This window comes from Actinomadura rubteroloni, assembly GCF_002911665.1.
GTDB classification, from domain to species: Bacteria; Actinomycetota; Actinomycetes; order Streptosporangiales; family Streptosporangiaceae; genus Spirillospora; species Spirillospora rubteroloni.
The window spans coordinates 2,058,151-2,083,055 of the sequence record NZ_MTBP01000001.1 but is presented as its reverse complement, the minus strand read 5'-3'; the positions used below and the strand labels follow the sequence as shown (position 1 = coordinate 2,083,055).

The following is a 24,905-nucleotide window of genomic DNA, read 5'->3' as shown; positions in this document are numbered from 1 at the left end:
CTCCGGTGGTGGATCCGGATGTTCAGTCCAGGCCGGGCGGGTTGAGCTGGGAGGTGCTCACCGCGCCCGTCTGCAGCCCCCACGCCTGGAGGATCCGCGCGTAGGTGCCGTCGTCGATGAGCTTCTGCACCGCCTTCTGCAGGACGGGCCCGAGCGCGTCGCCCTTCTTCAGCACGAACCCGACGTGCTCGGAGTTGAGCGTGCCCTTGAACGCGAGCTTGGCGGGCTGCTGCTTGGCGTCGTACTGGGCGCGGATCGCGCTGCGCAGATAGAGGTCGATGCGCTTCTGGTCGAGCGCGAGCGTGAAGGACGCCTGGTCGGGATAGGTCGAGATCTTCCACGGCTGCTTGCCGAGCTTGGCGCAGTCGCCCTCGTGGCTTTGCAGGATTCCGATGAAGCTCGTCCCGGTGGACGTCCCGACCTTCCGTCCGCACAGGTCGGTGAGCTGCGTGACGGCCGGCTGGTTCGTCGCCGGATTGGCGAGGAAGCCGAAACCGTCGTTGTAGTAGGTGACGAAGTCGTAGGTCTTCAGCCGGTCCTTGGTGACGCCGAAATTGCCCTGCGCGACGCGGAACTTCCCGGTCTGGACGCCGACCAGCAGCGAGTCCCACTTCGTCGTGGTCGGCGCGGCGCGGACGCCGAGCACTTTCGCCACCGCGTCGCGGAGGTCGACCTCGATCCCGATCTGGGTCTTGTTGTCGGGGGCGAGGAAGGTGAACGGCGCCCCGACCGTGGAAATGCCGGTCGTGATCGTTCCAGCGGAACGGACGTCGGCGGGGAGCTGCGCGTTGAGCGCGTCATCCTTGGCGACCTTCGCGACCACGGCGGCGGCCGTGGTGCTCCCCGCGACGGCCTCCTTGTCGGTGGCGGAGGCCGGGTCGTCGGTGCCGCACGCGGCCAGGGCCGGGGTCAGCAGGAGCGCCGCCGCGGCAAGGGCGCCGAAACGAAGTCGCATGGTTTTCCCATCACGTTCGGAAGATCATCCGCCAGGAGAGTACGGCGCGTTCCCGAGCAAGGTCAAGTTTCCCTACCTACAAACCATGAAATTTGGTCCCACCTGCGGAGACACCGGCCCGTGCGTGATCATGACCGCTTGGTCAGTATGGCGCCGTAACAGAATTGCGCGGGAATGCCAAGACCTTCCGGCGGCACATTCCCGCTACCGCGAACGCGTTTTAGAACGGTCCAAGCGCGAGTGCTCGTCCCCCGCCGGCGGCTGCGCGCGTCCTTTCGGCGGACGCGGCCGGCGGACCGCCCGCGCATCGCCGGGCCGGGGTCACGGCGCGGGGCGCGTCGCCTCGATCACATCGGGGAGGGCGGCGTTCAGCGCGTCCGCCCAGTCCCGCAGCGACGGCGCGAGGGCGGGCGGGGTCGCGGCGGCGAGCGCGGCGGCGGCCGGTCCCGTGTGGGCGGCCAGCCGGTCCAGCGCGCCGGGAACGGGCGCGACCAGCACCCGCCGCCGGTCGCCGGGGTCGCGGGTGCGGCGGGCGAGCCCGGCCGCCTCCAGCCGGTCGATCACGGCGGTGATCGCGCCGCCGGTCGAGACGCCGACCGCCCGCGCGAGCTGCCCCGGCGTGCGCGGGCCGTCGAGACCGAGCAGGACGGCGCACTGCGCGTCCACCACGCCGAGCCCCGCGTGCGCCGCGACGGACTGGAACAGCAGGACGGTCAGCGTCGCCGTGCGCAGCAGCACGCGGCCCAAGTCGTCGTCCGCCCCGTCCTGCGCCCCGTCCAACGCCCCTCCTCCGAACCGTGGCCCGCAGCGTATCCCGGCGCGGGGCGGTGGACGCGGCGGCTCCGGACGACCGATACGATGGATTTGGTTAGGACCACTAAACAACGGCGCCGGCCCCTGCGGCCCCGGATCCCACAAGGACCCGGGGCCTTTGCTGTTCCCGGGCGCCCCGCGCGACACGAAAACCGTCCGGACTGCGGTGGTCTGACCGGAGAGCGAACACCGGGCCAACCCTGACCGAACAACCGGGGGAATGCGTCCGGCGCCGTCCCGCCGCTCACTAGCCTGCGAGAACACGGGCCGGACGGCGGCCCCGGCGCGGGGAACGGTGCGTGTCCGCGAAGGTCATCCTGCACATCGGCCAGCAGAAGTCGGGGACGACGCATCTCCAGCGGATCCTCGGGCACTGCTCGGACGGGCTCGCCGACGCCGGGATCCTGTTCCCCGCGTCCCTGCGCGAGGCCCTGCCGGACGCGATCGAGAACCACGAGCGCGCCACCTACGGGCTTCTCGGCACCGAGTACCCGTGGGTGACGGCCGAGCGCGCCGCCGAGGAACGGCCCCGCTGGGACGCGCTCGCGGAGAAGGTCCGCGACTGGCCCGGCACGGCCCTGATCTCCGCCGAGGCGCTGTCGGTGATCCGCACCGACGCGATCCGGACGCTCGTCACCGAGTTCGACGCCGACGCGATCGAGGTCGTCGTGACGACGCGTCCGCTCGGCCGGTCACTGCCGTCGCTGTGGCAGCAGCACGTCCGCAACGGCCGCGTCAGCGCGCTCGGCGCGTTCTTCGCCTGGCTGGCGCGGCAGCGCGAGGCGGGCGAGCGGGCCGTCGAGGAGGACCAGGACCTGCACCTGTGGCGGTCGTTCGCGCTCGGCCGGCTCGTGCGGCGCTGGGCGTCGGTCGTCGGTCCCGAGCGGGTGACGGTCGTCGTCAACCCCGGCCGTCCGCACGACCTGCTGTGGGAGCGGTTCCGGGTCGCGATCGGCGCGCACGGCGTCACCGTCGCCGACGAGGTCCACGCCGTCCGGACGCACGAGAGCCTCACCCTGCCGCAGGCGCAGGTCATGGTCCGGCTGAACGAGGCGTTCGAGTCGGCGGGCTGGGACACCTACGCGGCGCGGGCCGTCCGGGAGGCGATCGTGCTGCGCGGGACGGTGCCGGGGCCGCGTCCCGGCGTCCCGGAGTCGGCGTGGCGGCTGGTCGAGTCGTGGACGGAGGAGGACCTCGCCGACCTGCGCGCTACCGGCGCGCGGATCATCGGCGACGTCGCCGAGCTGCGGTTCAGCCCCGAACGCGACCTGCACGGCCCGATCACGCACGAGCAGATCGCCGAGGCCGCCGCCGCCGCGCTGCTCGCCGTCGCCGACCGGGACCGGTTCGCGCCGCCGGTGCCCGAGGTACCCGCGCAGCGCCGCCGCGTCCTGCGGGTGCGCCGGTGAGGCGTCTCGGCGCCGTCCTGCTCGGCCTGGTCCTGCTCGCGTCGGGCTGCGCGGCCGGACCGGGCACCGCGGAGCCGTCCAAGCCGCACAAGAAGCCGAACTTCATCTTCGTCCTGGCCGACGACCTGGACGACACGCTCATGCCGTACATGCCGAAGACGGCCCGCGACATCACCGCGCAGGGCGTGACGCTGAACCGCTACTACGTCAACCTGTCGTGGTGCTGCCCGTCGCGGGCGTCCACGCTGCGCGGCCAGTACGCGCACAACACCGGCGTGTGGAGCAACAACCCGCCGAACGGCGGCTTCATGGAGTTCTACAAGCGCGGCGAGGAGAAGGACACGCTCGCCACGTGGCTGGCGAAGGCCGGCTACCGCAACGGGCTGTTCGGCAAGTACCTGAACGGCTACCCCGAGCAGGTGCCGTCGCTGCCGCTCACGCGCGTCCCGCCCGGCTGGGACACGTGGGTGGCGCCGGTGGCCGGGCACCCGTTCCAGGGGTTCGACTACACGCTCAACGTGAACGGGTCGCTCGTCAAACGGCCGCCGTCCCCGAAGACCTACCTGACGGACGTGCTGTCGCAGTACGCGCAGCAGTTCGTCACCGCGCAGGACAAGCGGCCGTTCTTCGCCTACATCGCGCCCGTCACGCCGCATCCCCCGGCCGTCCCGGCGCCGCGCCACAAGAAGCTGTATCCCGGCCTGAAGGCGCCGCGCACGCCCGCCTACGACGCGGCCCCGGCGGGCAAAACCACCGAAGTACGGCGGCTGCCGCCGCTCACGTCCGGCGAGGAACGCCGCTGGGACACGCTGTTCCGGCACCGCGCCCAGTCGATGCGCGCCATCGACGACATGGTGGACGCGCTGGTCACCGCGCTGCGCGCCGCCGGACGGCTGGACGACACCTACATCGTCGTCACGTCCGACAACGGCTTCCACATCGGCGACTACCGGATGCCGCCCGGCAAGAACACCGGGTACGAGGGCGACATCCGGGTGCCGTTCGTGGTGCGCGGGCCGGGCGTCCCGGCGGGCCGCACGGTGTCGGCGCTGGCCGGGAACACCGACGTCGCGCCGACCCTGCTCGACCTCGCCGGGGCGCGCCGCCCCCCGATCGTGGACGGCCGCTCCCTGCGTCCGCTCCTGGCGGGCCGGCGCCCGTCCGGCTGGCGGTCGGCGTACCTCCTGGAACACGGGACGGCGCGCGGCACCCACCCGGCCGCCCGCTACGACGGGCCGGGCAAGCCTCCGGACCCGTACACGCCCAGAACCCGCACGCAGTTCTACCTCCCCGTCTTCACGGGCCTGCGCACCGATCGCTACCTCTACCTGGACTACGCGACGGGCGAGCGCGAACTGTACGACATGGAACGCGACCCGTACCAGCTCCACAACCTCGCCGCCGCCGACCCCGCCGAGGTGGAACGGCTCACGACCTGGATCGGCCGCCTGAGCGACTGCGCCGCCGCGGCCTGCCGCACCGCCGAGGCCCGTCCCCCCGAACGCTGACGCGTCCGCCCTGAGCTGGGCTTTGTTTGACGGACGGATGTGGCGGCATACCGGGGGACGATCGCGACCCGAGGAGGGACCGGCCATGACCGTCCATCTGTGGTCTCGCCGCGGCGAGGCCGAAGCCGCGCAGCCCGGTGACACCGTGACGGCTCCGCGCCGTCCGTGGCAGCGCGGCGCGCACGCCCGTACCGCGCCCGTACCCGTCGGAGACGCGCCGTCGCCCGTCGTGGAGCGTCCGCGCCGCCGGTGGCGGCGGCACGGCTCCAACCCGGTGAGCATGGCGATCTCCGCCGCCGGCTGGGCCGCCGCGCTCATCCTGCTGCTCGGGATGCTGCTCGTCTGGTCGGACGCGAACCCCGGCAACGTTCTCGTGGAACGGACGCTGGACGCGGGCCGCTGGCTCGCCACACCCTTCCACGACCTCTTCACCCGCCGCGACCCCGACGAGCAGCTCTACATCAACTGGGGCATCGCCGCCGTCGCGTACTACGCGGTGAGCCGGATCGTGGCCTGGCTGGTGCGCTTCTAGCCGCTTCCGCAACCGGCCACCCGGCCGGTTCCGCCCGCTCTCCGACGGCTCGTCGGGCAGTGTCGGGGCATGGTGAACTGGCGGGCCGCCGTGCTGTTGCTCGGCATAGCCGGGGCAACGGTGGCGGGCGGCGTGGCCGTCAACCAGATCCTCAACGACGGCAAGCTCGACTGGAACTGGGCGTACCTGGCATTCCTGTTCACCACCGTGCTGTTGGCGCTCTCGCAGCACGCGGCGGCGCCCGGCGCCGGGACGGGCCGGACACCATCCGCCCGCTGGGGGCGCCGCTGGACGTACCGGCGGCAGGTGCGGCACTCGGTCGCCGACATGGAGACGATCGGGATCATGACGCAGGGCGAGTACGTCCTGCGCATGAAGCAGGTCTACGTGGACGTCGCGCTGCGGCCCCGGCCCGTCCAGGAGACCGAACGCGACCCCGCCGTCGGCGCCGCGCCCGCCGGCCCGGGTCAGCGCGGGCCGCTGTCGTCGTTCCTGGACCAGAACCGGGTCTTCGCGGTGATCGGCAGCCCCGGGTCGGGGAAGACCACACTCGTCCGGCACGTCGCGCTGGCGCTCTGCCGACCGTGGTCGTGGCGACGCCGCCGCCTGCCCGTGCTCCTGTACCTTCGCGACCACGCGGACGCGATCCTTTCGGGCACCGACCTGGCCGACCTCGCGGTCTCCGTCCCGTGGCTGCACGGCCGGATCCCGGCGCCGTGGCTGGCGCGACGGCTCGACGCGGGCCGCTGCCTGGTGATGCTCGACGGCTTGGACGAGGTCGCGGACGACGCCGACCGTCGCCGCGTCGTCACCTGGGTCCGCGCGCAGATCGCCCGGCATCCGCGCAGCACGTTCGTCGTGACGTCTCGTCCGCACGGGTACACGTCCAACCGCATTCCGAACGCGGACGTCCTCCAGGTGCAGCGGTTCAGCCCGGCGCAGATCAGCGAGTTCCTGCACGGGTGGTACCGCGCGATCGAACACCGCGCCCGTCAGGGCTCCGCGCGCCGCATCGACGCCGTGGCGGACGAGAAGGCGGCCGACCTGCTGCGCCGCGTCCGCGAGAAGACCGCGCTCTACGACCTCGCCGCGAACCCGCTGCTGCTGACGATGATCGCGAACGTCCACCGCTACCGGGGGCAGCTTCCCGGCAGCCGTGCCGCGCTATATGCAGAGATGTGCGACGTCCTGCTGAACCGGCGCCAGGAGGACAAGAACCTCGAAGACCGGCTCGGCCTCACCGGCCCGCAGAAGACCGTGATCGTGCAGCACCTCGCGACGCGGATGATGACCGGCCGGACGCGCGATCTGACGGTCGGCGAAGCCTGCGCCGTGATCGCCGGCCCGCTGGCCGAGATCAACGGCGACATCGAGCCCCGCGTATTACTGCGGGAGGTCACCCGCAGCGGCCTGATCGTGGAACGTGAGCACGACCGCTACGGCTTCGTCCACCTGACGTTGCAGGAATACCTCGCCGCCGCCCGCATCCGGCAGGAGCCCGCGTTGCTGCACCTCCTCACCGACAACGTCAGCCGGGCGTGGTGGCGGGAGACGTCCCTCCTCTGGGCGGCGGACTCCGACGTCTCACCGCTCGTGGAGGCCTCCTTCGCGGCGCGGACCGCGACGTCCCTGGTGCTGGCGCTCGACTGCGCCGACGAGGCCCGCCAGCTCCGCCCCGCGCTCCGTCGGCAGGTGGAGCAGTTTCTGGCGACGGCGATCGGCGACGATATCCCGGTCGAGGTGGCCCGCGGAGTCCTTCTGTCGCGCATGGTGAGCCGCACCGCGTGGCTCGACGAGCACGCGGGAGTCGCCGTGTGCACGTCCCCCGCCTCCCGGGCGGTCTGGCCGTCGGGGCGCATCACGCGGGACCAGGTGACGGCGGCGACGGGCGCCGAGGCCGACGAGGTCCGGACGTTCGTCCGGTGGGTGAACGCGACGCTGGACGACGGCTTCACCTACCGGCTCCCGGCACCGGACGAGATCTCCGGCATCGGGCCTGCGCTGATTCCCGCCGGCCACACCGTCTGGACGAGCGAAGGATCACGGTCGGCCCTGCACCGTCCCGACGGCGCGGCGTGGCCGTACAGTCCGACCGGCCGGCAGGTCGACGGGTTCCCCGGCCGGAGCGTCGAGTGCGTCCGCCTGCTCGTCCGGATCATCGTCAGTGCCCGCGACCCGAACGAGCTGGCCGATCTCCTGACCTACGCCCACCTCGCCGCCGCGGACGAGCGCCGGGACGAGCACCGGACCGCGCGCATCCTCTGCCTTCTCGACACGCAGGCGGCGGCGGACGACCCGCGGACATCCCGTGACTGGACGCTCGCCGCCTCGGGGATCCTCGACGGCGGGCGCGAAACGCTCATGCCGGCGGGCGTCGCCCGCGCCCTGGCGGACCTCATCGACATCGGCGGCGCGCCCCCGGCGGAACTCCTCCGGGAGACGCTCAGGGACGCGCGTTCCGGCGTCCCCGAGCCGCTGGAGATCAACGAGACGGTCGCCGCCTGCCGTTCGTGGAACTTCCTCCGTATCACCGCGGCCCCCTTCTCCAACGACCGCTCGGCCCTGGACATGCCGTTTCCCTCTGCCGGCGAACGGATCGGCGGGCCGTCGTCCGGCCCGTTCCCCGACCGGTCGCCCCGGCGGGAGATCGCGCTCACGCGGCTGGAGCCCGTGAAGCCGTTCCACCGAATGGCGCTGTACGGACTCGCCGAAGTCCTCGGCCGCGGCCTCGGCGCCCGTTTCGCTCAGGCCTTGCCCGCGCTGGTCCACGCCGCACAGGTCATCGTCGATGCGTGGTCCGCCGCGCAGGAGCGACCGGCCCCGGACGCCGTGTCCGTTCCGTACATCACCGACTTCATCGCCGGGCATCTCGACCGGATGCTCGCGGGCGCGCGGCGCCCCGCCGAGGATCCGCTCGCCCTGCTGGCCGAGCTGGACGCCGCCGTGCGGACGAAGCCCGGGGCGGCGCTGATCGGCTACGCCCACTGGCTGGCCCGCGAGCTGTTCGCGTCCGGGCCGGCGGGCGCCGGGCCGATGATCGAGGCGGCGGCGTGCGTGTTCGCCTTCGTCCTGTCCGAGCCGGACGGACGTGAGCGCGATCAAGCGATCCGGGTGCTGAGTTCGCTGATCTCGTTCACCGGGCCAGAGCACGAGCAGCCGAAGCGGAACCAGGTCGTGCTGCTCGTCCGCGAGGGCTAGCGTTCCGGCTGTTCGGGATTCACTCGGGGGCCACGTTCGGCTTCTAGCGTCGCCGATCATGAACCTGAGGAAGAGCATGTCCGTGGTGGCCGTGGCCGCCGCGTTCGGCGCCGTCGGCGTCGCCCCCGCGAGCGCCGCGACGTCCGGGAAGGTCACGGTTCGGCGGGACGGGCCGGTGCGCGTTGTGCCGTTCACCGTTCGGGATGGCGGTGAGGCGCTGGTGAGGCTGACTGCCGCCGCGCCGGGTGTGTCGTGGGGGCGGAAGGGCGCCGAGTCCGCCGTCGTCGCCGTCGATGTGGACGGGAAGCACGTCACCGATCTCGTTGTGCCATCCGCTACGCCGACGGCTCGGAGCTTTGCGCTCGGTTCGCTCAAGCGTGGGCATCACAAGCTCGGGCTTCGGTTCTCGGCGTCGGGCAGCGCTCCGGCGGCGCGGTCGGTCGTGCTGAGCCGTCCGGTGGTCGGGACGCCGCGCGCCGATCAGGCCGCGCTGCGGTATGCGCCGGTCGTGGTCGGGCGCACGCTGGCCGCGCTCGGTGACCCGTATCAGAACGCGCGCACCGACACCCCGCTGATCGGGTGGCATGAGGAGCTGGCCGCCGCCACGCCGGGGCATCGCGTCTTCGAGTATTCGGTCGTGTGGAGCAATGAGGACGGCGGTACCGACACCCCGGCGCTGATGGCGCGCTGGGGGCGGAGCACCGACATTGAGTGGGTGTACCGCGTCGAGGTGGACGCCAAGGGCGAGCGCGTCCCCGGGTCGGACGTGTATCAGGCCGCCAACCACCAGACGCTGCACTTCACCGGCACGTACGAGGGCGACCACCCTCTCATCCAGACCTGCACCTCGAACAACAACATGTGCGACCAGGTCACGAAGCCCGCGCCGCTGCGGTTCTTCCTGGACACGACGCAGACGCGTCCGGCCGACCGCGCCCGCGAGGTCCTCATGGACCGCAACGCGTGGACGTATCCGGTGATGGCGCAGGAGATGCTGCGCGAGAACAAGATCGAGAACCCGTCCAGCCCGGCGACGCCGCTGGTCGGCGACCAGCGCACCTACCTCTACATCGAGATCAAGAAGCAGACCGGTGCGGCGAGGCGGCCCGGTTCGGTGCCCGGTGTGTCGGTGGGCGTGCGGTTGAAGGGCGACCCGAAGACGCTGTACCGCTCCGACCACGCCGTCCCGTCCTGGTCGATCGAGCGCGACGTGCCCGCCGCCACGACGGTCGAGCTGCCCGCCGGGACGACGCTGGACGACATCGCGTCCGTCGAGGCGATCCGGCAGCCGATCGGCGTCGGCGACAACGGCGCGCCCGCCACGGTGACGGCGATCAACCGGGCGTTCTTCCTCGGCGCGGACTACCTGCCGCAGGCGTCCGCGCTGACCTGGAAGGGCGAGGTGACGCTGACGGCCGACCGTCCCACCGCCGTCCTGAAGGGCTGATCCCGGCGCCCGGCGGTCAGGGGACGCGGCGCTTCGGGCGCGCACGGGTGTGGATGCGCTCCCCCTGCGGCCCGAAGATGCTGAGCAGTTCGACCGGGTTCTCGTCCGCGCTCGTGAACGCGTGCGGGACGCGCGTGTCGAACTCGGCCGCCTCCCCGGCCGCCAGCGTCAGGTCATGCTCACCGAGCAGCAACCGAAGCCTTCCGGACAGGACGTACAGCCACTCGTAGCCCTCGTGGGTGCGCTGGTCGGAGGGGTCGCACCGCCGCCCGCCCGGCATGATGTGCTTGAACGCGCGCAGACCGCCGCCGAGGCCCCGGGTGAGCGGGACGAACGTCATGCCGTCCCGCTCGAACGGACGCGCGTGGATGCGCGGGTCGCCGGTGGGCGGGGCGCCGACCAGCTCGTCCAGCGGCACCTGGTGGACGCGGGCGAGGGGCAGCAGCAGTTCCAGCGTCGGGCGCCGTCCGCCCGACTCCAGCCGGGACAGCGTGCTGACCGAGATGCCCGTGTCCTCCGCCAGTTCGGCCAGGGTCGCGCCCCGCTCGCGGCGCAGGGCGCGCAGGCGCGGCCCCACCGAGGTCAGGACGCCGTCCAGTTCGTCGCTCATGTCTCCCATGTTGCCACTCCGGCAACAGAGTTTGTCCAAACGCGCCTCCATCGCCGATGCTGCACGTCAGGAGGTGCATGGACATGTACGACGCGATTGTGATCGGCGGCGGCGCCGCCGGGCTGGCCGGGGCCGTGACGCTCGCCCGCGCGCGGCGCCGGGTGCTGGTGGTCGACGCGGGCGATCCGCGCAACGCCCCGGCCGAGGGCGTCCACGGCTACCTGGGCCGCGACGGGGTGTCCCCGGCGCAGCTGCTCGCCGACGGGCGCGCCGAGCTGGCCGGGTACGGCGGCGAGATCACCGCCGGGGAGGTCGTGGACGCCCGCCGCGACCCGGACGGCTTCACCGTCACGACCCGGGACGGCGCCGCCCACCGGGCACGGCGCCTGCTCGTCACCACCGGGCTGACCGACGAGCTGCCCCCGGTCCCCGGCCTCGCCGAGCGCTGGGGACGGACGGTGCTGCACTGCCCGTACTGCCACGGCTGGGAGGTCCGCGACGAGCCCGTCGGGATCATCGCGACGGGTCCGCTCCCGTTCGCGCTGCACCAGGCGTCCCTGTGGCGGCAGTGGACGGACAAGGTCACCCTCTTCTCGCACACCGCCGGGGAACCGGGCGACGACGACCGCGCCCGCCTGGCCGCGCGCGGCATCGAGATCGTGCCGGGCGAGGTGACCGCGCTGGCGGACGACGGCGTCCACGTCGGCGGACGGACCGTCCCGGTCCGCGCGGTGGTCGTCGGGACGCGCCTCACCGCACGCGCCGGGTTCCTCGCGTCCCTCGACCTCAAGCCGGAGGCGCAGGAGATGATGGGCCACGTCGTCGGCGAGCGCGTCCCGTCCGACCCGATGACCGGCGCGACGGCGGTGCCGGGCGTGTGGGCGGCGGGCAACGTCACGAACCTCATGGACCAGGTCGTCGCGGCGGCGGCCGGCGGGGTGCGCGCGGCCGGCGCGCTCAACTACGACCTCGTGGAGGACGACACGCGCCGCGCGCTGGAGCGGGGCGCCTGACGGGCGCGCCCGGACGGGACGGGGCGGCGCTAGAGTTCGGGTGGATCCGGATTGAGGAGCCCCATGAGCTATCCCCCCGTCCCGCCCGGCCATCCCGGATACGGCCCGCCCGGGTACCCGCCGACTCCCCCGCCGGGCTACCCGCCGCAGCAGCCGTACTACCCGCCCCAGCAGGGCTACCCGCCGCAGTACGCGCCGCCCCCGCAGCAGCAGGGCTACCCGCAGCAGCAGGCGTATCCGGTCCAGCAGCAGGGCTATCCGCAGCAGGGTCACGCTCCCCAGCAACAGCAGCCGCAGCCACAGACCGCAGGGGACCTGTACGGTTCGCCGCTACTCGTCTATGACCAGCCGCAGGGGTTCTTCTCCGTCGAGGCGAACTACACGATCTGGACGCCGCGGGGGCAGCCCGCCGCGTACGTCCGCGAGCAGGGCGTCGGCGGCGCGAAGAAGGTGTTCCGCGCGATCAACCAGGGCACGCAGAACCGCGCCGAGCGGCGGCTGACGATCGTCCGCCCCGACGGCGCCCTGTACTTCCAGTTCTACAAGCCCTACGGGATGATGGGCACGCCGAAGATGCACATCCTCGGCGCCCAGAACCAGCTCCTCGGCTACCTGCGCAAACGCGCGATGCGCGGCTGGGAGATCCTCGACCCGCACGAACGCCAGCTCGGCTACTACGAGCTGTACAGCGGCCGGATCAAGGACTACCAGGAACGGGACGCCGCCCTGTTCAAGCGCGCCTCCCGCGACTTCGGCGACCTGCTCGGCCAGATGTTCACCGGGTCGGACCGCTACGTCCTCCAGCAGCACTACCAGCTCCCCGAGCCGTTCAAGACGCTCGTCCTGGCGTGCCCGCTGGCGTTCGACACGGCCCTGTCACAGAACCGGAGCCTCGGCGGGCTGCTCTGACGCACCGTCCAGGACCGGACGAAACGGATGCGCGCCCCGTCCCGTCCCCTTAGGTTGATCACCGGAGGATCGGACGGGAAGGGGCCGCGATGCCGGACATCGAGGACGCGCGGGCGCCGCGCGAGCTGGACGTCAGCCGGGCGACGGCGGCGCGCATGTACGACTACTACCTGGGCGGCAAGGACAACTTCGCCGCCGACCGCGAGGCCGCCGAGGCGGTGCTGGCCGCCGCGCCCGAGGTGCGGCCGATCGCCGTCGAGAACCGGCGGTTCCTGCAGCGCGCCGTCCGGTACCTGGCGCGCGAGGCGGGGATCCGGCAGTTCCTCGACCTCGGGACCGGGCTGCCCACGCAGGGCAACGTCCACGAGATCGCGCAGGCGGCGGCGCCGGACGCGCGGGTCGTGTACGTCGACAGCGACCCGATCGTGCTCGTCCACGCGCGGGCCCTGCTCGCCGGGACCGGCACGACGGCCGTGCTGACCGCCGACCTGCGCGACCCCGACACCGTCCTGACCGACCCGCAGGTCCGGTCGCTGATCGACTTCGACGAGCCGGTCGCGGTGCTGCTCGCGGCGGTGCTGCACTTCGTCCCGGACGTGGACGAGCCGCACCGCCTCGTCCGGCAGTACGTCGGCGCGACCGCGCCCGGCAGCCACCTGGTCGTCTCGCACGTCACCGGGGACACGCGGCCGGCGTCGGCGGGCGGCGCGGAGAAGGCGTACCGGAACACCGCGAACCCGGCGACGCTGCGGTCCCTGCCCGACATCGAGCGGTTCTTCAGCGGGCTGGACCTGGTCGAGCCGGGCGTCGTCCCGGTCCCGGCGTGGCGGCCGGACGCGGGCACGGTGCCCGCCGAGAACATCTGGATGTACGGCGGCGTGGCCCGCAAGCCCTGATCAGGCGTGGAACCGCCCGTCCGGGCTGCGGACGGGCGGCGGGTCGGCCGCGACGTCGCGGAAGCGTCCGTCCGACGCCCGGACGGGCGCCGCGTCGTCGGCGTCCTCCGGCGGTCCGGACGCGCCGCGCGCGTCGCCGAACTTGCCGTCCGCGCGGCGCGGGGCGGGCGGCTCCTGCGGCCCCCGCGCGCCGCCCGCGAGGCCGACGGCCGTCCCGGCGAGCAGGAGCGTCAGCCCGCCGAACAGCAGCGTGACCGGCCCGAAGCCCTGCACCAGGCCGATCCGGAACGCCTCGGAGCCGGACATGTCCGCCAGCGCCTTCTGGGACGCGGGCGTGGTCAGCAGGTCGGCCTGCGCGACGACCATCGTGCCCCGGCCGTCCGGAGTGGAGACCGTGCTGCGGATGTTCTGCCGCGTCTTGATCGGGATGCCGGTGCGCGGGTCCACCCACTGGGTGATCGCGGCGGTGAAGTAGCGGTCGACCTTCTGCACGGGCTCGGTCTTCGCCATCCCGAGCATGTCCGCCGGGACCTTGAGGTCCAGCGCCTGCGACTTGGTCAGCGGCACCTGCTGGACGAACCGGTACGTCTCGATCCCGGAGATCTTCTCGGTGCCGTCGAACCGCACCGGGACGATCTGCCGCGTCGTCATGTCGAAGAACGGGTAGTCGCGCTTGTGGACGTCCGCGATCGGGAACAGCACCCCGTACCCGGACATCTTCACGCTCGTGTCGCCCGCGACCTGGACGCCGCAGCAGTTGACCAGCGCGCCCGTCTTCCGGTTGAACGCGATGCGGAAGCCCTGGAGGTCGATCTGCTGGTCGCGCTGGGCGTCCCGGATGTCGGTGGAGGAGTCCCAGACGGCGATGCGGTCGTCCCCGCCGTTGGCGCGCACGTCACCGCGGATGATGTTGGTCGCGACGAGCGTCACGTTCTTGCGCGCCTTGAACGCCGCCATGTCGAAGTACTCGGCGTTGCGGGCCTCCAGCACCGTCTTCTGGTACCGGTTCAGCGGGGCGGTGACCACCTTGTCGGCGACGTAGAACCGCACGAGGGGCGCCAGCGTCATGCAGAACGCCCCGAGCGTCACGAGGATCGTGCCCAGCGTCCGCCGCATCATCTCCCCCAGGTCGCCGTTCCGGCGGGCTCCGCACCGGCGTCGTCGCAGTACCCTACCTGACCGGTTTCTCTACTTTAGGGGTCCTTCTGGTGATCAGCCGTCTCCCCCGGCGGTGGCTCGGGCTGGGAGCCGTGCTGGCGGCGACGTTCATGGATCTGGTGGACGTGTCGGTCGTCAACGTCGCGCTGCCCGCCGTCCAGCGGGACCTCGGGGCGGGCGCGGCGGCCGGGCAGTGGACGGTGTCGGCCTACGCCCTCGCCTACGCGCTGCTGCTGATCACCGGCGGACGGCTCGGGGACATCGCGGGACGCCGCCGCGTCTTCCTGTTCGGCGTCGCGGGGTTCACGGCCGCGTCGGCGCTGGCGGGCGCCGCGCCCGGAGCGGGCGTACTCATCGCCGCGCGGGCCGCGCAGGGCGCGTGCGCGGGCCTGATGGTGCCGCAGGCGCTCGCGTCGATCACCGCCCGGTTCCCGCCGGGACGGGACCGGACGCTCGCCTTCACCCTCTACGGCGTCCTGCTCGGCGCCGCGCAGACGGGCGGGCCGCTGCTCGGCGGGCTGCTCGCCGACCACGGCGGCTGGCGGCTGATCTTCCTGGTCAACCTGCCGGTGGGCGTGGCCGCCTTCGCCGCCGCCGCGCGCTGGATGGACGACTCCCGGGCCCGTCCGGCCCCCCGGCTGGACCCCTGGGGCGTCGCGCTGGCCGGAGCGGCGTCGGTACTGGCGACGTTCCCGCTGATCGAGGGCCGGGCGCGGGGCTGGCCGTGGTGGACCATCGCGCTACTGCCCGCCGCCGCCGTGCTCGCGGTCGCGTTCGTCCTGCACCAGCGCCGCGCGGCGGACCCGCTGGTGCCGCCCGCAATGCTGCGACTGCGCTCGTTCGCTGCCGGGCAGGCGTTGACGCTGGCCCTGTTCACCGGCATCGCGGCCTGTTTCATCACGCTGACCTGGCGGCTGCAGCTCGGCCTCGGCTGGTCCCCGACACGCGTCGCACTGACCGGCCTCGCCTGGCCCGCCGGAACCGCCTGCACCGCGCAGCTCACGCACCGGCTCGGCCCGCGCCGGGCACGGCGGTTCGTCGGCGCCGGGACGCTCATCATGGCGGCCGGCGCGCTCGGGCTCGCCGCGGCGGCGGGCGGCGCGGCCACGGTCGCCGGGCTCGTCCCGTGGCTGGCCTGCTGCGGGATCGGGACGGGGCTCGCGCTGCCCGTCCTCGCCAACGCGGTGATCGCGGACGTCCCCGCCCACAACGCGGGCGCGGCCTCCGGGGTCTTCAACTCGGTGACCCAGTTCGGCGGCGTCCTGGGCGTGGCCGCCGCCGGAATCGCCTACTACGGCGGCTCCGCACCCCGCGCCCTGGCCCTCGCCGCCGCCTGCTTCACCCTCGCCGCCGTCCTGTCCCCCGCCCTACCCCGAACGCTCGGCGATCCCACCCCGCGCACCTCCCGCAAGCCCGCCCCGTCCCGCTAGACCGCCCCGACCATCACGCCCGCCAGCACGGCGCAGCACACGCCGGCGCGCCGCGCTGGACGTCTGCGTGAGGCGTCGCGCGTGGGGCCACGCACGTCATCGCACGTCGGCGCGGGGTCTCCCACACCAGCGCGAGGCGGCGCACGTCGGCGCACGTCGGCGCGAAGCGGCGCGCGTTGGTGCGGGCGTCACGTGGCGGTGTGGGGGTGTGTGTCGGTGGGGTGCTGGACGTGGTGGGTTACGCGTCAGTACGGTGCGCTGCACGTTCAGTGTGGTGTGCTGTGCGGCGGTGTGGCGTGCCGCGCGCGGGGGCGGTGCGCTACTGGCCGGTACGGAGTGCTGCGGGGAGCGGTGGGAGGTTCAGTGACGGCTGGCACGCGGGTCACGGTCGTCGTGCCCACGCGGGACTCGGGCCGGACGATCGGGCGGTGCCTGGCCTCGGTGCGGGAGCAGACGGTGCCCGTCGAGCTGATCGTCGTCGACAACGCGTCCGGGGACGGGACGCCGGAGATCGCGGCGGGATACGCCGACCGGGTGCTGGACGCCGGGCCCGAGCGGAGTGCGCAGCGCAATCGGGGCTGGCGGGCCGGGCGCGGCGCGATCGTCGCGTTCGTGGACTCGGACATGGTGCTGGAGCCGGGCGTGATCGAGCAGGCCGTCGCGCTGTTCGACGCCGATCCGGGGCTCGGGGCGCTCGTGATCCCCGAGCTGTCCTTCGGGCGGGGGCTGTTCGCCGCGTGCCGGGCCGCCGAGAAGCGCAGCTATGTCGGTGACGCGTCGGTGGAGGCCGCGCGGATCTTCCGGCGGAGCCTCCTGGACGCCACCGGCGGCTACGACGAGGACCTCAGCGCGTTCGAGGACTGGGATCTGGCGGACCGGGCCGCGGCGTCCGGGGCCCGGGTCGGACGCGTCGAGGCGCGGGTCTGGCACGACGAGGGACGGATCACGCTGCGCGCCGCCTACCGCAAGCGCCGTTACTACGGGCGCTGGCTGCCGGTGTACCGGGGACGGGCGACGGCGCGTCCGCTCGGCCGGTCCCGGGCCGCGCTGCGGCTCGCGCTGTGCGCCCCCTGGTGCCTGCCGGGGCTCGCGCTGCTGAAGGCCGCCGAGGCGGCGGGGCTGGTCGCGGGCGCCCGCGACCCCGCGCGGCCCTCGGATACCCTGCGCGGGTGACCGCACCGCCCGTCCCCGGAACGGCCGCCGACCGCCGGCTGCCGAAGATCTCCGGGCACCACGCCGCGCTGGACGGCGTCCGGGCGCTCGCGGCCCTGCTGGTGCTGCTGTTCCACGTCGCGGCGAGCGGCGGCTACCTCGCCGGGGGCGGGGGCGCCTTCACCGCGCTGTTGTCGCGCGGCGAGATCGGCGTGCCGATCTTCTTCGTCCTGTCCGGGCTGCTGCTGTACCGGCCGTGGGCCGCCGCCGCGCTCGGCCTGCGGACGGCGCCGGGCACAGGCGGCTACCTCGCCAAGCGCGCGCTGCGGCTGCTGCCCGCCTACTGGCTGCTGGTCGTCGTCGCGACGCTGCTGTACTTCCGGGACCGGCTCGGGGACGTCGCGTCCTGGCTCAAGCTGCTCACGCTCACCTATTCCTATGACCGGACGCCCTGGTGGGGCGACTACCTCGGCCCGAAGGGCATGGGCCAGATCTGGAGCCTGACGGTCGAGGCGGCGTTCTACGTCGCGCTGCCGCTGCTCGCGTTCGTCCTCGGCCGGTGGGCCCGGCGCGGGACGGACGTGGACCGCCGCGCCCGCCGCCTCCTGTCCGGGACGGGCGCGCTCGCGGCCGTGTCCTTCCTCTACGTCATCGCGATCCACCAGTCGTCGGACCGGGCGTTCTACGGGAACTGGCTGCCGCGCTACCTGGCGTGGTTCGCCGCCGGAATGGCGCTCGCGGTCGTCACCGTGTGGGCGCACGCCGAGCGCGGCCCGGACGGCCCCGTCCGCCGCCTGTGCCGGACGGTCGGCGCGTCCTGGGGCCTGTGCTGGACGATCGCCGCCCTCTGCTACGGCCTCGCCGCCACCCGCATCACCGGCATCTCCCGCCTCTACGAGGTCAACGTGTGGACGTCGGAGATCGAACTCCTCCTGTACGGGGCGGTCGCGCTGTTCCTCGTCGCGCCGGTCGCGCTGGCCCCGCCCGGGCACCCGATGATCGCGGGCCTGCTCGGCAACCGCGTCATGGCGTTCCTCGGCAAGGTCTCCTACGGGCTGTTCCTGTGGCAGTTCGTGGTCATCTACGTCTGGTGGAAGGTCGCCGGGCACGCGCCGTTCCACGGGGTCCTCGTCCTGGACTTCCCCGTGTGCGCGCTGCTGACGGTCGGCGCGGCGGCGGCGAGCCACTATGCGCTGGAGGAGCCCGTCCGGCGGCTCGGATCGCGGTCCGGGCCGGCGCCGTCCGCGCTTCCCGGCCGGGCGCCGGGCGGACGGTTCGCCGCCGCGTCCCCGCCGGTCGCGCCGCCCGGGACGGGCGGGATCTTCACCGACCCGCCGCCCGAGCCGGAGCCCGAGCCGGGCATCTTCACCGGGCCCGAGCCGGGCGACGAGCCCGCGCCCGGCGGCATCCACTGGAGCTGACCGCCCTCGGCGAGCCAGGTGTCCGGGTCGTGCGGCGCGGCCAGCAGCACGGCGAGCCGCGCGACGGCGGCGAGCGCGAGAAGCTGCGGCAGGACGTCCCGCAGGAGCGTGTCGGACCCGGTGATCCCCCGCTCGTCCAGCCAGAACCCGGCCGCCGTGCAGACGCCCGCCGCGACCAGCGCCGCCGCGAACGTGTAGGGCGACCGGACGCGGCGCGCGAGCGCGGACGTCCGGCGTTCGGCCAGGTCGGCGGCGACCCCGGCGGCGAGCGCCACGGCGAGCCCGAGCGGCCCGGCGACGTAGAACCCGATCGCGGCGGCCAGCGCCACCGCGCCCGCACGCGCCGCGCCGCCGGGCGTCCCGGGCGCGACGACGGGCACCGACCGCGTCTCGCGCAGGCCGCCGCGCGGCCAGAAGCCGACGAGCAGCAGCAGGATCAGCAGATCCAGCCCGACGAAGAGTGACAGCCGGTAGAGGCCGTCCGGCGTGTAGGTGAGGGTGACCGAACCGGACGTGCCCGCCGGGACGGCGAACGCCTGCCGCCACCCGTCCAGCCGCACCGGCTGGAGTTCGCGGCCCCCCACGCTCGCCTTCCAGCCGGTGTTGTAGTTCTCGTTGACCACGAGGTAGGACGCGCGAGGCGACTTCACGTCCATGACCCGCTTGCCCTTGCCCCACGACGTGATGTGGACGTCCTGCATCGCCACGGGCTTGGCCGCCGCCAGCGCGCCGCCCGGGTCCACGACCAGCGAGTCCACCCGGTAGGAGCCGCCCGCCGCGAGGTCGTTCGCCCCGGCCTTGAGCGCGGCGGCGCGGCAGCCCTCGAACCGGACGGCGCGGCCCGCGAGCACGTCCCCGACCGTCCCGACGGCCCGGGTCGGGACGGTCTTCCCGTTCACCTGGACCGACGGCCCGTACCCGCAGCGGGTCGTGAACGACCGGAACCCGAACGTCGCGAGCGGCGCCACCCCCGGGATCCGCAGCTCGGCGACCTGGACCGGCCCCTGCGCCGGGGCGAACCGCACGGTCAGCCGGTCGGTGCGGAGCGGGTCGAACCGCAGCGTGCCGTTCGCGTCCACCAGCCCTTCGCGGGACTGGCCGTTCGCGCCCGTCACCGTCACGCGCAGCGACGGCCGCGCCCCCGGCGGACGGTCGACGGTGATCTCCCCGATCTTCCGCGCGCCCTTCCAGGACACCGTGAGCGAAGGGTCGCGGTCGTCGCCGGACGGCAGCCACGTCGTGCGCGGATCGCCGTCGAACGCGCTGCGCGGCAGGCTCGCCGGGGCCTTCGTCCACACCGAGCTGGCCGTGACGCGGGTCGTCTCGCCCTTGCCGACGACGCGGTCGATCAGCGACGCGGCGGTGAGCACGGCCGCGCCGGAGATCTTCGCGGTGCCACCGGCGGCGGTGAAGCGGCGGCGCAGCGTCGCGCCGTCCTCGTCTCCTCGCTGTAGCGAGGGCGAGCAGACCCAGCGTTCCGAGCCGTTCATGCACGGCGCGACGGGCTGCTGCGCGCGCTGCACGACCTGCGCGCCCGCGACCTGCGGCAACGTCAGGTAGCGCGTGGCGGTGAGGCCCGGCAGCGACAGTTCGGGGATCCCGACGCGCGACGCCGCCGGCGACTGCGGGACGGCCTGCAACGCCAGCACCCGCACCCGGATCCAGCGCGTCGTGCCCTGCGGCGCCTGGAGTTCCTGCGGCTGGCCCGTCGCCCGGACGGCCTGCGCCGCCGTCCCGCGCTCGGTCTCGACCGCCACCCGCGACGGCGCCGGGCCGAGGAAGGCGTTCTGCGCGAACGTCGCCTGGAGGCCGCCGGGATCGACCGGCGCGGTGAAGTCCACGCGGATCCACTGGCCGGCGGCGCCCGTCCAGCCGCCGGAGATCCACTGGGTGGCGGGGTCGCCGTCGAGCGCGGCGAACGGCAGCGCGGACGGGTCGTCGAACCCGCCGGCCGTGTCGGGGTCGGACGCCGACGACGACGCCGTGACGTCCGCGATCCCGGTGTAGGCGGCGGTCGTGCGGTACTTCTCCCAACCCTTGTCGACCGGGTCGGTGCCGATTCCGGCGGTCCCGCGCGGCTGCCGCCCGGCCGTCAGCGTCGGCGAGATGCCGGTGCGCAGGCGGCCCCGGTCGCGTTCGCGCCAGCGCAGCGCGTCGGAGACGACCTCGGTGCCCTTCGTCGCGGGCGCGTCGTCGTTCAGCAGCACCGGACGGCCCTTGAGCGCGCCGTCGTCGGCGAGGCCGAGCAGCGCCTCGGGCGCGCCCCGCACGCGGATCGGGGCGGCGGCGTCCACCAGGCCCGCGACCTGGTCGGCGCCCGGGACCTCGTAGACCTCGACGGGCGCGTACCGCTGGTCGAAGGACCCGGCGGCCTCGTCCCCGCCCGCCCCGGCCGGCCAGTCGCCGAACCACGCGACGCGGCGGATCCCGGGCGAGGAGTCGAGCGTCTCGTGGACCCGTCCGGGCCAGGCGCCGTGCAGGTCAGACCGCGTCAGGTCGTTGCGGACGAGCACGTACCGCACGCCCATCCGCGCCAGCACCTCGGTGAGCCCCGCCGAGCCGTGGCCCGCCGCGACGCGCTGGTCCAGGGCGTCCACCATCCGCGCGAAGCCCGGCGACCCCTGCGGGACGAGCTGCCGCGCGCCCCACCGCGTCTCCAGCAGGGGCTGGACGATGTCGTCCATCGGCCGGCCCCAGGTGTAGTCGCCGAACGACGCGCCGGGCACCGCGAGGACGGCCTGCTCGCCGCCGTGCGCGTTCAGCCAGGACGCCGCCTGCTCCCAGTACTTCGGCACGCCCTCGAAGTCGCCGCGCCCGGCGAGCCCGCCGGTGATCGCGGGCGCCGCCACGGCCGTGACCGCCACCGTCGTGATCGCGAGCATCCGCAGCCGCGAGCGCGGCCGGCGGACGGTCACGAGCAGGTGGACGAGCCCGAGCGCCAGCGGCAGCCGCACCAGCCCGTCGAACTTGTAGAGGTTGCGCAGCGGCGACAGCGGGCCGTTGAGCAGGTCCCGCAACGGCGCGGCGAGCGGGCCCTCGATCGAGCTGCCGTGCCCCGCCCCGATGATCACGACGCCGGACAGGACGACGAGCAGCAGGAACGTCCGGTCCGGCAGGTCGCGGCGGGACAGGCCCGCGACGCCGAGCGCGGCCAGCACGACCGTCACGACCGTGAGGACGACGCCGGTCGACAGCGCGTGCGCGACCGGCAGCGACGACGCGTCCACGTAGTTGCCCCAGCGCTCGGCGCCGCGCAGCACGTTGACCAGGCTCGTCGGGGACGTCGTCGTGTCGGCGCGCTCGGTGTAGCCGAGCCAGGAGAAGCCGTACCGGCCCGTCAGGACGAGCGGGACGAGCCACCACGCCACCGCGCACCCGGCCGCGCCGAGCCACCAGCCGAGGAGGCGGAGCCGGGCCGTCCCGCGCGGGCGCGTGAGGACGTACAGGACGGGCACCGCGAGCACCGCCACCGTCGCGGCCCCGTTGATGCCGCCGCACAGCGCCACCGCGACGCCCGACCGGGCCGCCGCCGGGACGCGTCCGGTCTCGCCGCGCGCCGCGCCGACCAGCGGGACGAGGATCCACGGCAGCATCGCCAGCGGCAGGTACTCCCAGGACGCCTGGCCCAGCGCGGACAGCTCGTGCGGGCCGAGCGCGTACGCCATCCCGCCCGCGAGGCGGCTGATCGGGCCGCCGATGCCGAGCCGTCCGGCGAGCCGGCGGACGCCGAGGAACGCCGTGATCATCAGCAGCGCGAACCAGAACCGCTGCGCGGCCCAGGCGGGCAGGTTCACGGCGTGGGCGAGCGCGTAGAACGGGCCCATCGGGAAGAAGTAGCCGACGGCCTGGTTCTGGAGCTGCCCGAACTGCGCGGTGTCCCACAGGTGCAGGGCACGGGCGAGGAACCCGGCCGGGTTCACCGCCATGTCGATCTTGGTGTCGGGCAGGATGCGGCCGGGCGCGGTGCCGATCGACAGCAGCGCGAGGGCCAGGCAGCACACGACGGCGCGCAGCCGCTCGCGGAGCCGGTCGTCGATCTCGGGACGGTCCGGACGGTCGTCGCGGTCGGCGACGGCGAACCGGTCGGCGAGCCGGGTGTAGCGGTCCGCGACGGTCCAGAACGCGCTCGCCATGCCCGTCCGCCTCCCCTCGGTCCCGCACGGGACGCCGGGTCAGCGCCCCCCGTCGTCGTCCAGCGCCCGGCCGAGCAGGCGCTCCCGCGCGGTCGCGGGACGCAGCACGGCCACCCCCGGCTCGGTCACCAGGCGGTCGCGGAGGGGGCCCTCCGCGACCAGGGTGCCTGCACCGTACCCGGCCAGGACGTGTGCGGCGGAATCGGAAGTACCGGACGTGCCGCGCCGGACGGCGGCGGCCAGCAGCGCCCCCATCCGGTCGGCGCTGCGGGCCCAGTCGAACTCGGCGGCCCACTCCCGGCACGCGTCCCGGATCGCGGCGCGCCGCACCGGGTCGTCCAGCTCCTTGAGCGCCCGCTCAACCGTCGCGGCGAGCGCGTCGCCGGGCGCCGCGAGCCAGCCGGTGACCCCGTCCCGGACGGCGTCGCGCAGCCCGTCCACGTCGTAGGCGACGGTCGGGACGCCGAGCGCCGCCGCCTCCGCCACGCACAATCCCCAGCCCTCGCCGCGCGACGCGCTGAGATGCAGGTCGGCGCGGGCGACCAGCGCCGCCTTCGCCTCCTCGGACACGAACCCGTGCAGCGTGACGACGTCGCCGAGCCCGCGCTCGCGCACCAGCGCGGCCAGCCGCTCCTCCTCGGGCCCGCGCCCGACCACCCCGACCCGCACGCCCGGCCGCCGCACCCGCAGGTACTCGGCGAGATCGAGAATCCGCTCGACCTGCTTATGCGGGACGAGCCGCGTCACGCACACCAGCTCCGGATCCCCCCGCCCCGCCAACCCACCCACCGCGGCCACGCCGTTCCCCGTCCCGCCCGGCGCGAGCGCGCCGCCCTCCCCCGTCCCGCCCGGCGCGGGCATATCGCGGCCCGCAGCGCCGCCCGGCGCGAGCGCGTCGCGCTCCCCCGATCCGCCTGCGGCGGGCGCGTCGGTTCCCGGGTCGGCCGGGGCGGGCTGCGCGGGTGGGGTTTCGGGGAGGGTGACGCCGACTGGGACGAGGTAGACGGGGCCCGTCCAGGACAGGCGTTCGCGGAGGGCGTCCAGGGTCGTCACGGAGATGGCCGTGCAGGCGTGGCGGCGGTAGGCGCGGCGGGCCACGGGGCCTTCGAGCGTCCGGCCGATCCAGGCGAGCCAGCGCGGGAAGTACAGCCCGAACTGGTCGTCGTGGACATGGAAGATCGAGCAGAACACCGGCACCCCGCGCGGCAGCACCCACGGGGTGAAGAACGGGATGCCGTTCTGGCAGTCGATCACCGCGTCGAAGCGCCGCCGCCGCGCCAGCAGCCAGGCCAGGACGCGCGGGTAGACGGTGAACGTCCCGCCCATGCGCGCGAACGCGACGCCCTCGACCGTCTCGCGGCGGCGCTGGCCGGGGGCGCGGGCGGTGACGTAGGTGACGGCGGCGCCGCGCGCGGCGAACCGGCGGGCCAGCTCCCACGCGTACCGCTCGGCCCCGCCGGCGGCCGGATGCCACGGGTCGCGCCAGTTGACGATCGCGATCCGCAGCCCGGAGACGTCGCCGGTCATGCGCGCTGCGGCTCGGACGTCTCGGCGAACCCGAGGGCCCGGTCGGGCTCAGGCACGGGTGCGGGCGCGGGGACGGGCCGGGGCGCCGCCAGCCGGATCCGCACCAGGTCCCGCAGGCACTCGACGGAGTGGCGGCGCACCGAGAACGTGCTGCCCGGGACGTCCCGCCACTCCACCGGCACCGGCGTGATCGCCGCGCCGCGCCGCGCGCAGTGCATGAGCAGCTCGACGTCGAACGCGAACCCGTCGGTGCGCAGGTCGGCGGCGGCGGCGCGGGCGAGCGGCCCGCTGAAGAACTTGAACCCGCACTGGGTGTCGCTGACGCCGCCCGCGAGGTCGCGGATGGCGCGGTTGAACAGGACCGCGCCGAGCTTGCGCAGCGGGTGGCTGTAGTCCTCGACGGCCGAGTCGGGGTGGCGGCGGGACCCGACGACGACCGGGTTCCCGGCGCGCAGCAGGTCCAGGACGCCGTCGAGCGCGTCCAGCCCGGTGGCCATGTCGGCGTCGCAGAACCCGGCGTAGGGGGCGCGGGTGGCGAGCAGGCCGGTCCGGACCGCGGCGCCCTTGCCGCGCCGGGCGCACTCCAGCACGCGGACCGGGACGGGCCAGGTCCCCGCGCGGACGAGATCGGCGGTGCCGTCGGTGCTGCCGTTGTCCACGACGATCACGGCGGTGGGCACGCCGAGGGCGCGCAGCTTCCCGCCGAGCGCGACGAGACCGTCCGGCAGGCGGGACGCCTCGTCGCGCGCCGGAACGACGATCTCCAGCAGGGCGGTGGTCATCTCGGCCCGCGG

The 24,905-nt window shown here is 74.2% G+C and carries 17 protein-coding genes and 1 pseudogene; 11 read left to right on the top strand and 7 right to left on the bottom strand.

Going from position 1 to position 24,905, the window contains the following annotated elements:
* Positions 1 to 22: 22 nt before the first annotated feature.
* Positions 23 to 955 carry an ABC transporter substrate-binding protein gene (locus BTM25_RS09205; protein WP_103562258.1) on the bottom strand — a complete coding sequence of 311 codons (933 nt, stop codon included), beginning with the start codon at positions 953 to 955 and terminating at the stop codon, positions 23 to 25.
* A gap of 321 nt (positions 956 to 1,276) precedes the next feature.
* Positions 1,277 to 1,735 carry a MarR family winged helix-turn-helix transcriptional regulator gene (locus BTM25_RS09200; RefSeq protein WP_235828309.1) on the bottom strand — a complete coding sequence of 153 codons (459 nt, stop codon included), beginning with the start codon at positions 1,733 to 1,735 and terminating at the stop codon, positions 1,277 to 1,279.
* A 332-nt stretch (positions 1,736 to 2,067) separates the two neighbouring features.
* On the opposite strand from BTM25_RS09200, the gene BTM25_RS09195 reads away from it, so the two are divergent.
* The 5 genes from BTM25_RS09195 to BTM25_RS09175 all read left to right on the top strand — a co-directional run bounded on the left by BTM25_RS09195 (position 2,068) and on the right by BTM25_RS09175 (position 9,862).
* Positions 2,068 to 3,177 carry a hypothetical protein gene (locus BTM25_RS09195; RefSeq protein WP_103562257.1) on the top strand — a complete coding sequence of 370 codons (1,110 nt, stop codon included), beginning with the start codon at positions 2,068 to 2,070 and terminating at the stop codon, positions 3,175 to 3,177.
* On the top strand, positions 3,174 to 4,685 hold the full coding sequence (locus BTM25_RS09190; protein ID WP_103562256.1) for a sulfatase family protein: 1,512 nt from the start codon (positions 3,174 to 3,176) through the stop codon (positions 4,683 to 4,685). Before BTM25_RS09195 ends, BTM25_RS09190 begins: the two co-directional genes overlap by 4 nt.
* Before the next feature lie 85 nt (positions 4,686 to 4,770).
* Positions 4,771 to 5,217, top strand: coding sequence for a hypothetical protein (locus tag BTM25_RS09185; RefSeq protein WP_103562255.1), 447 nt, complete (start codon positions 4,771 to 4,773; stop codon positions 5,215 to 5,217).
* Between the two features lie 69 nt (positions 5,218 to 5,286).
* Positions 5,287 to 8,415 carry an NACHT domain-containing protein gene (locus BTM25_RS09180; protein ID WP_103562254.1) on the top strand — a complete coding sequence of 1,043 codons (3,129 nt, stop codon included), beginning with the start codon at positions 5,287 to 5,289 and terminating at the stop codon, positions 8,413 to 8,415.
* Positions 8,416 to 8,473: 58 nt separating this feature from the next.
* Positions 8,474 to 9,862, top strand: coding sequence for a hypothetical protein (locus BTM25_RS09175; RefSeq protein WP_205648008.1), 1,389 nt, complete (start codon positions 8,474 to 8,476; stop codon positions 9,860 to 9,862).
* A gap of 16 nt (positions 9,863 to 9,878) precedes the next feature.
* Here BTM25_RS09175 and BTM25_RS09170 read toward each other — a convergent pair whose 3' ends face one another.
* On the bottom strand, positions 9,879 to 10,472 hold the full coding sequence (locus BTM25_RS09170) for a helix-turn-helix domain-containing protein (protein ID WP_103562252.1): 594 nt from the start codon (positions 10,470 to 10,472) through the stop codon (positions 9,879 to 9,881).
* Between the two features lie 83 nt (positions 10,473 to 10,555).
* Between BTM25_RS09170 and BTM25_RS09165 the strand changes: the two genes are divergently transcribed.
* The 3 genes from BTM25_RS09165 (at position 10,556) to BTM25_RS09155 (ending at position 13,290) form a co-directional block, all read left to right on the top strand.
* The gene (locus BTM25_RS09165; protein ID WP_103562853.1) at positions 10,556 to 11,485 is read left to right on the top strand and encodes an NAD(P)/FAD-dependent oxidoreductase; all 930 of its coding nucleotides are present in this window, start codon (positions 10,556 to 10,558) and stop codon (positions 11,483 to 11,485) included.
* Positions 11,486 to 11,548: 63 nt separating this feature from the next.
* A complete protein-coding gene (locus BTM25_RS29920; RefSeq protein ID WP_205648007.1) occupies positions 11,549 to 12,394 on the top strand; it encodes a hypothetical protein in 846 nt (281 codons plus the stop codon).
* Between the two features lie 89 nt (positions 12,395 to 12,483).
* Entirely contained in the window at positions 12,484 to 13,290 is an 807-nt protein-coding gene (locus BTM25_RS09155; protein ID WP_103562251.1) for an SAM-dependent methyltransferase, read from the top strand.
* On the opposite strand, the gene BTM25_RS09150 is transcribed toward BTM25_RS09155, so the two are convergent.
* On the bottom strand, positions 13,291 to 14,406 hold the full coding sequence (locus BTM25_RS09150; RefSeq protein ID WP_103562852.1) for a DUF3068 domain-containing protein: 1,116 nt from the start codon (positions 14,404 to 14,406) through the stop codon (positions 13,291 to 13,293). It lies immediately after the preceding gene.
* Between the two features lie 92 nt (positions 14,407 to 14,498).
* Here BTM25_RS09150 and BTM25_RS09145 point away from each other — a divergent pair, with 92 nt between their 5' ends.
* The 3 genes from BTM25_RS09145 to BTM25_RS09135 all read left to right on the top strand — a co-directional run bounded on the left by BTM25_RS09145 (position 14,499) and on the right by BTM25_RS09135 (position 18,451).
* Positions 14,499 to 15,878: an MFS transporter gene (locus BTM25_RS09145; RefSeq protein WP_103562250.1), complete on the top strand. Its 1,380-nt coding sequence runs from the start codon at positions 14,499 to 14,501 to the stop codon at positions 15,876 to 15,878.
* A 363-nt stretch (positions 15,879 to 16,241) separates the two neighbouring features.
* The gene (locus BTM25_RS09140) at positions 16,242 to 17,051 is read left to right on the top strand and encodes a glycosyltransferase (RefSeq protein WP_103562249.1); all 810 of its coding nucleotides are present in this window, start codon (positions 16,242 to 16,244) and stop codon (positions 17,049 to 17,051) included.
* Positions 17,048 to 18,451, top strand: coding sequence for an acyltransferase family protein (locus BTM25_RS09135; protein ID WP_103562248.1), 1,404 nt, complete (start codon positions 17,048 to 17,050; stop codon positions 18,449 to 18,451). Before BTM25_RS09140 ends, BTM25_RS09135 begins: the two co-directional genes overlap by 4 nt.
* A gap of 2,084 nt (positions 18,452 to 20,535) precedes the next feature.
* Here the strand turns inward: BTM25_RS09135 and BTM25_RS30315 are convergent.
* From BTM25_RS30315 to BTM25_RS09120, 3 genes and pseudogenes are all read right to left on the bottom strand, one after another.
* Positions 20,536 to 22,584: pseudogene (locus BTM25_RS30315) on the bottom strand (alpha-(1->3)-arabinofuranosyltransferase domain-containing protein); the annotation flags it as partial.
* Positions 22,585 to 22,623: 39 nt separating this feature from the next.
* Positions 22,624 to 24,111 carry a glycosyltransferase family 4 protein gene (locus BTM25_RS09125; RefSeq protein WP_103562246.1) on the bottom strand — a complete coding sequence of 496 codons (1,488 nt, stop codon included), beginning with the start codon at positions 24,109 to 24,111 and terminating at the stop codon, positions 22,624 to 22,626.
* The gene (locus BTM25_RS09120; RefSeq protein ID WP_103562245.1) at positions 24,108 to 24,893 is read right to left on the bottom strand and encodes a glycosyltransferase; all 786 of its coding nucleotides are present in this window, start codon (positions 24,891 to 24,893) and stop codon (positions 24,108 to 24,110) included. Before BTM25_RS09120 ends, BTM25_RS09125 begins: the two co-directional genes overlap by 4 nt.
* Between the last annotated feature and the right edge of the window lie 12 nt (positions 24,894 to 24,905).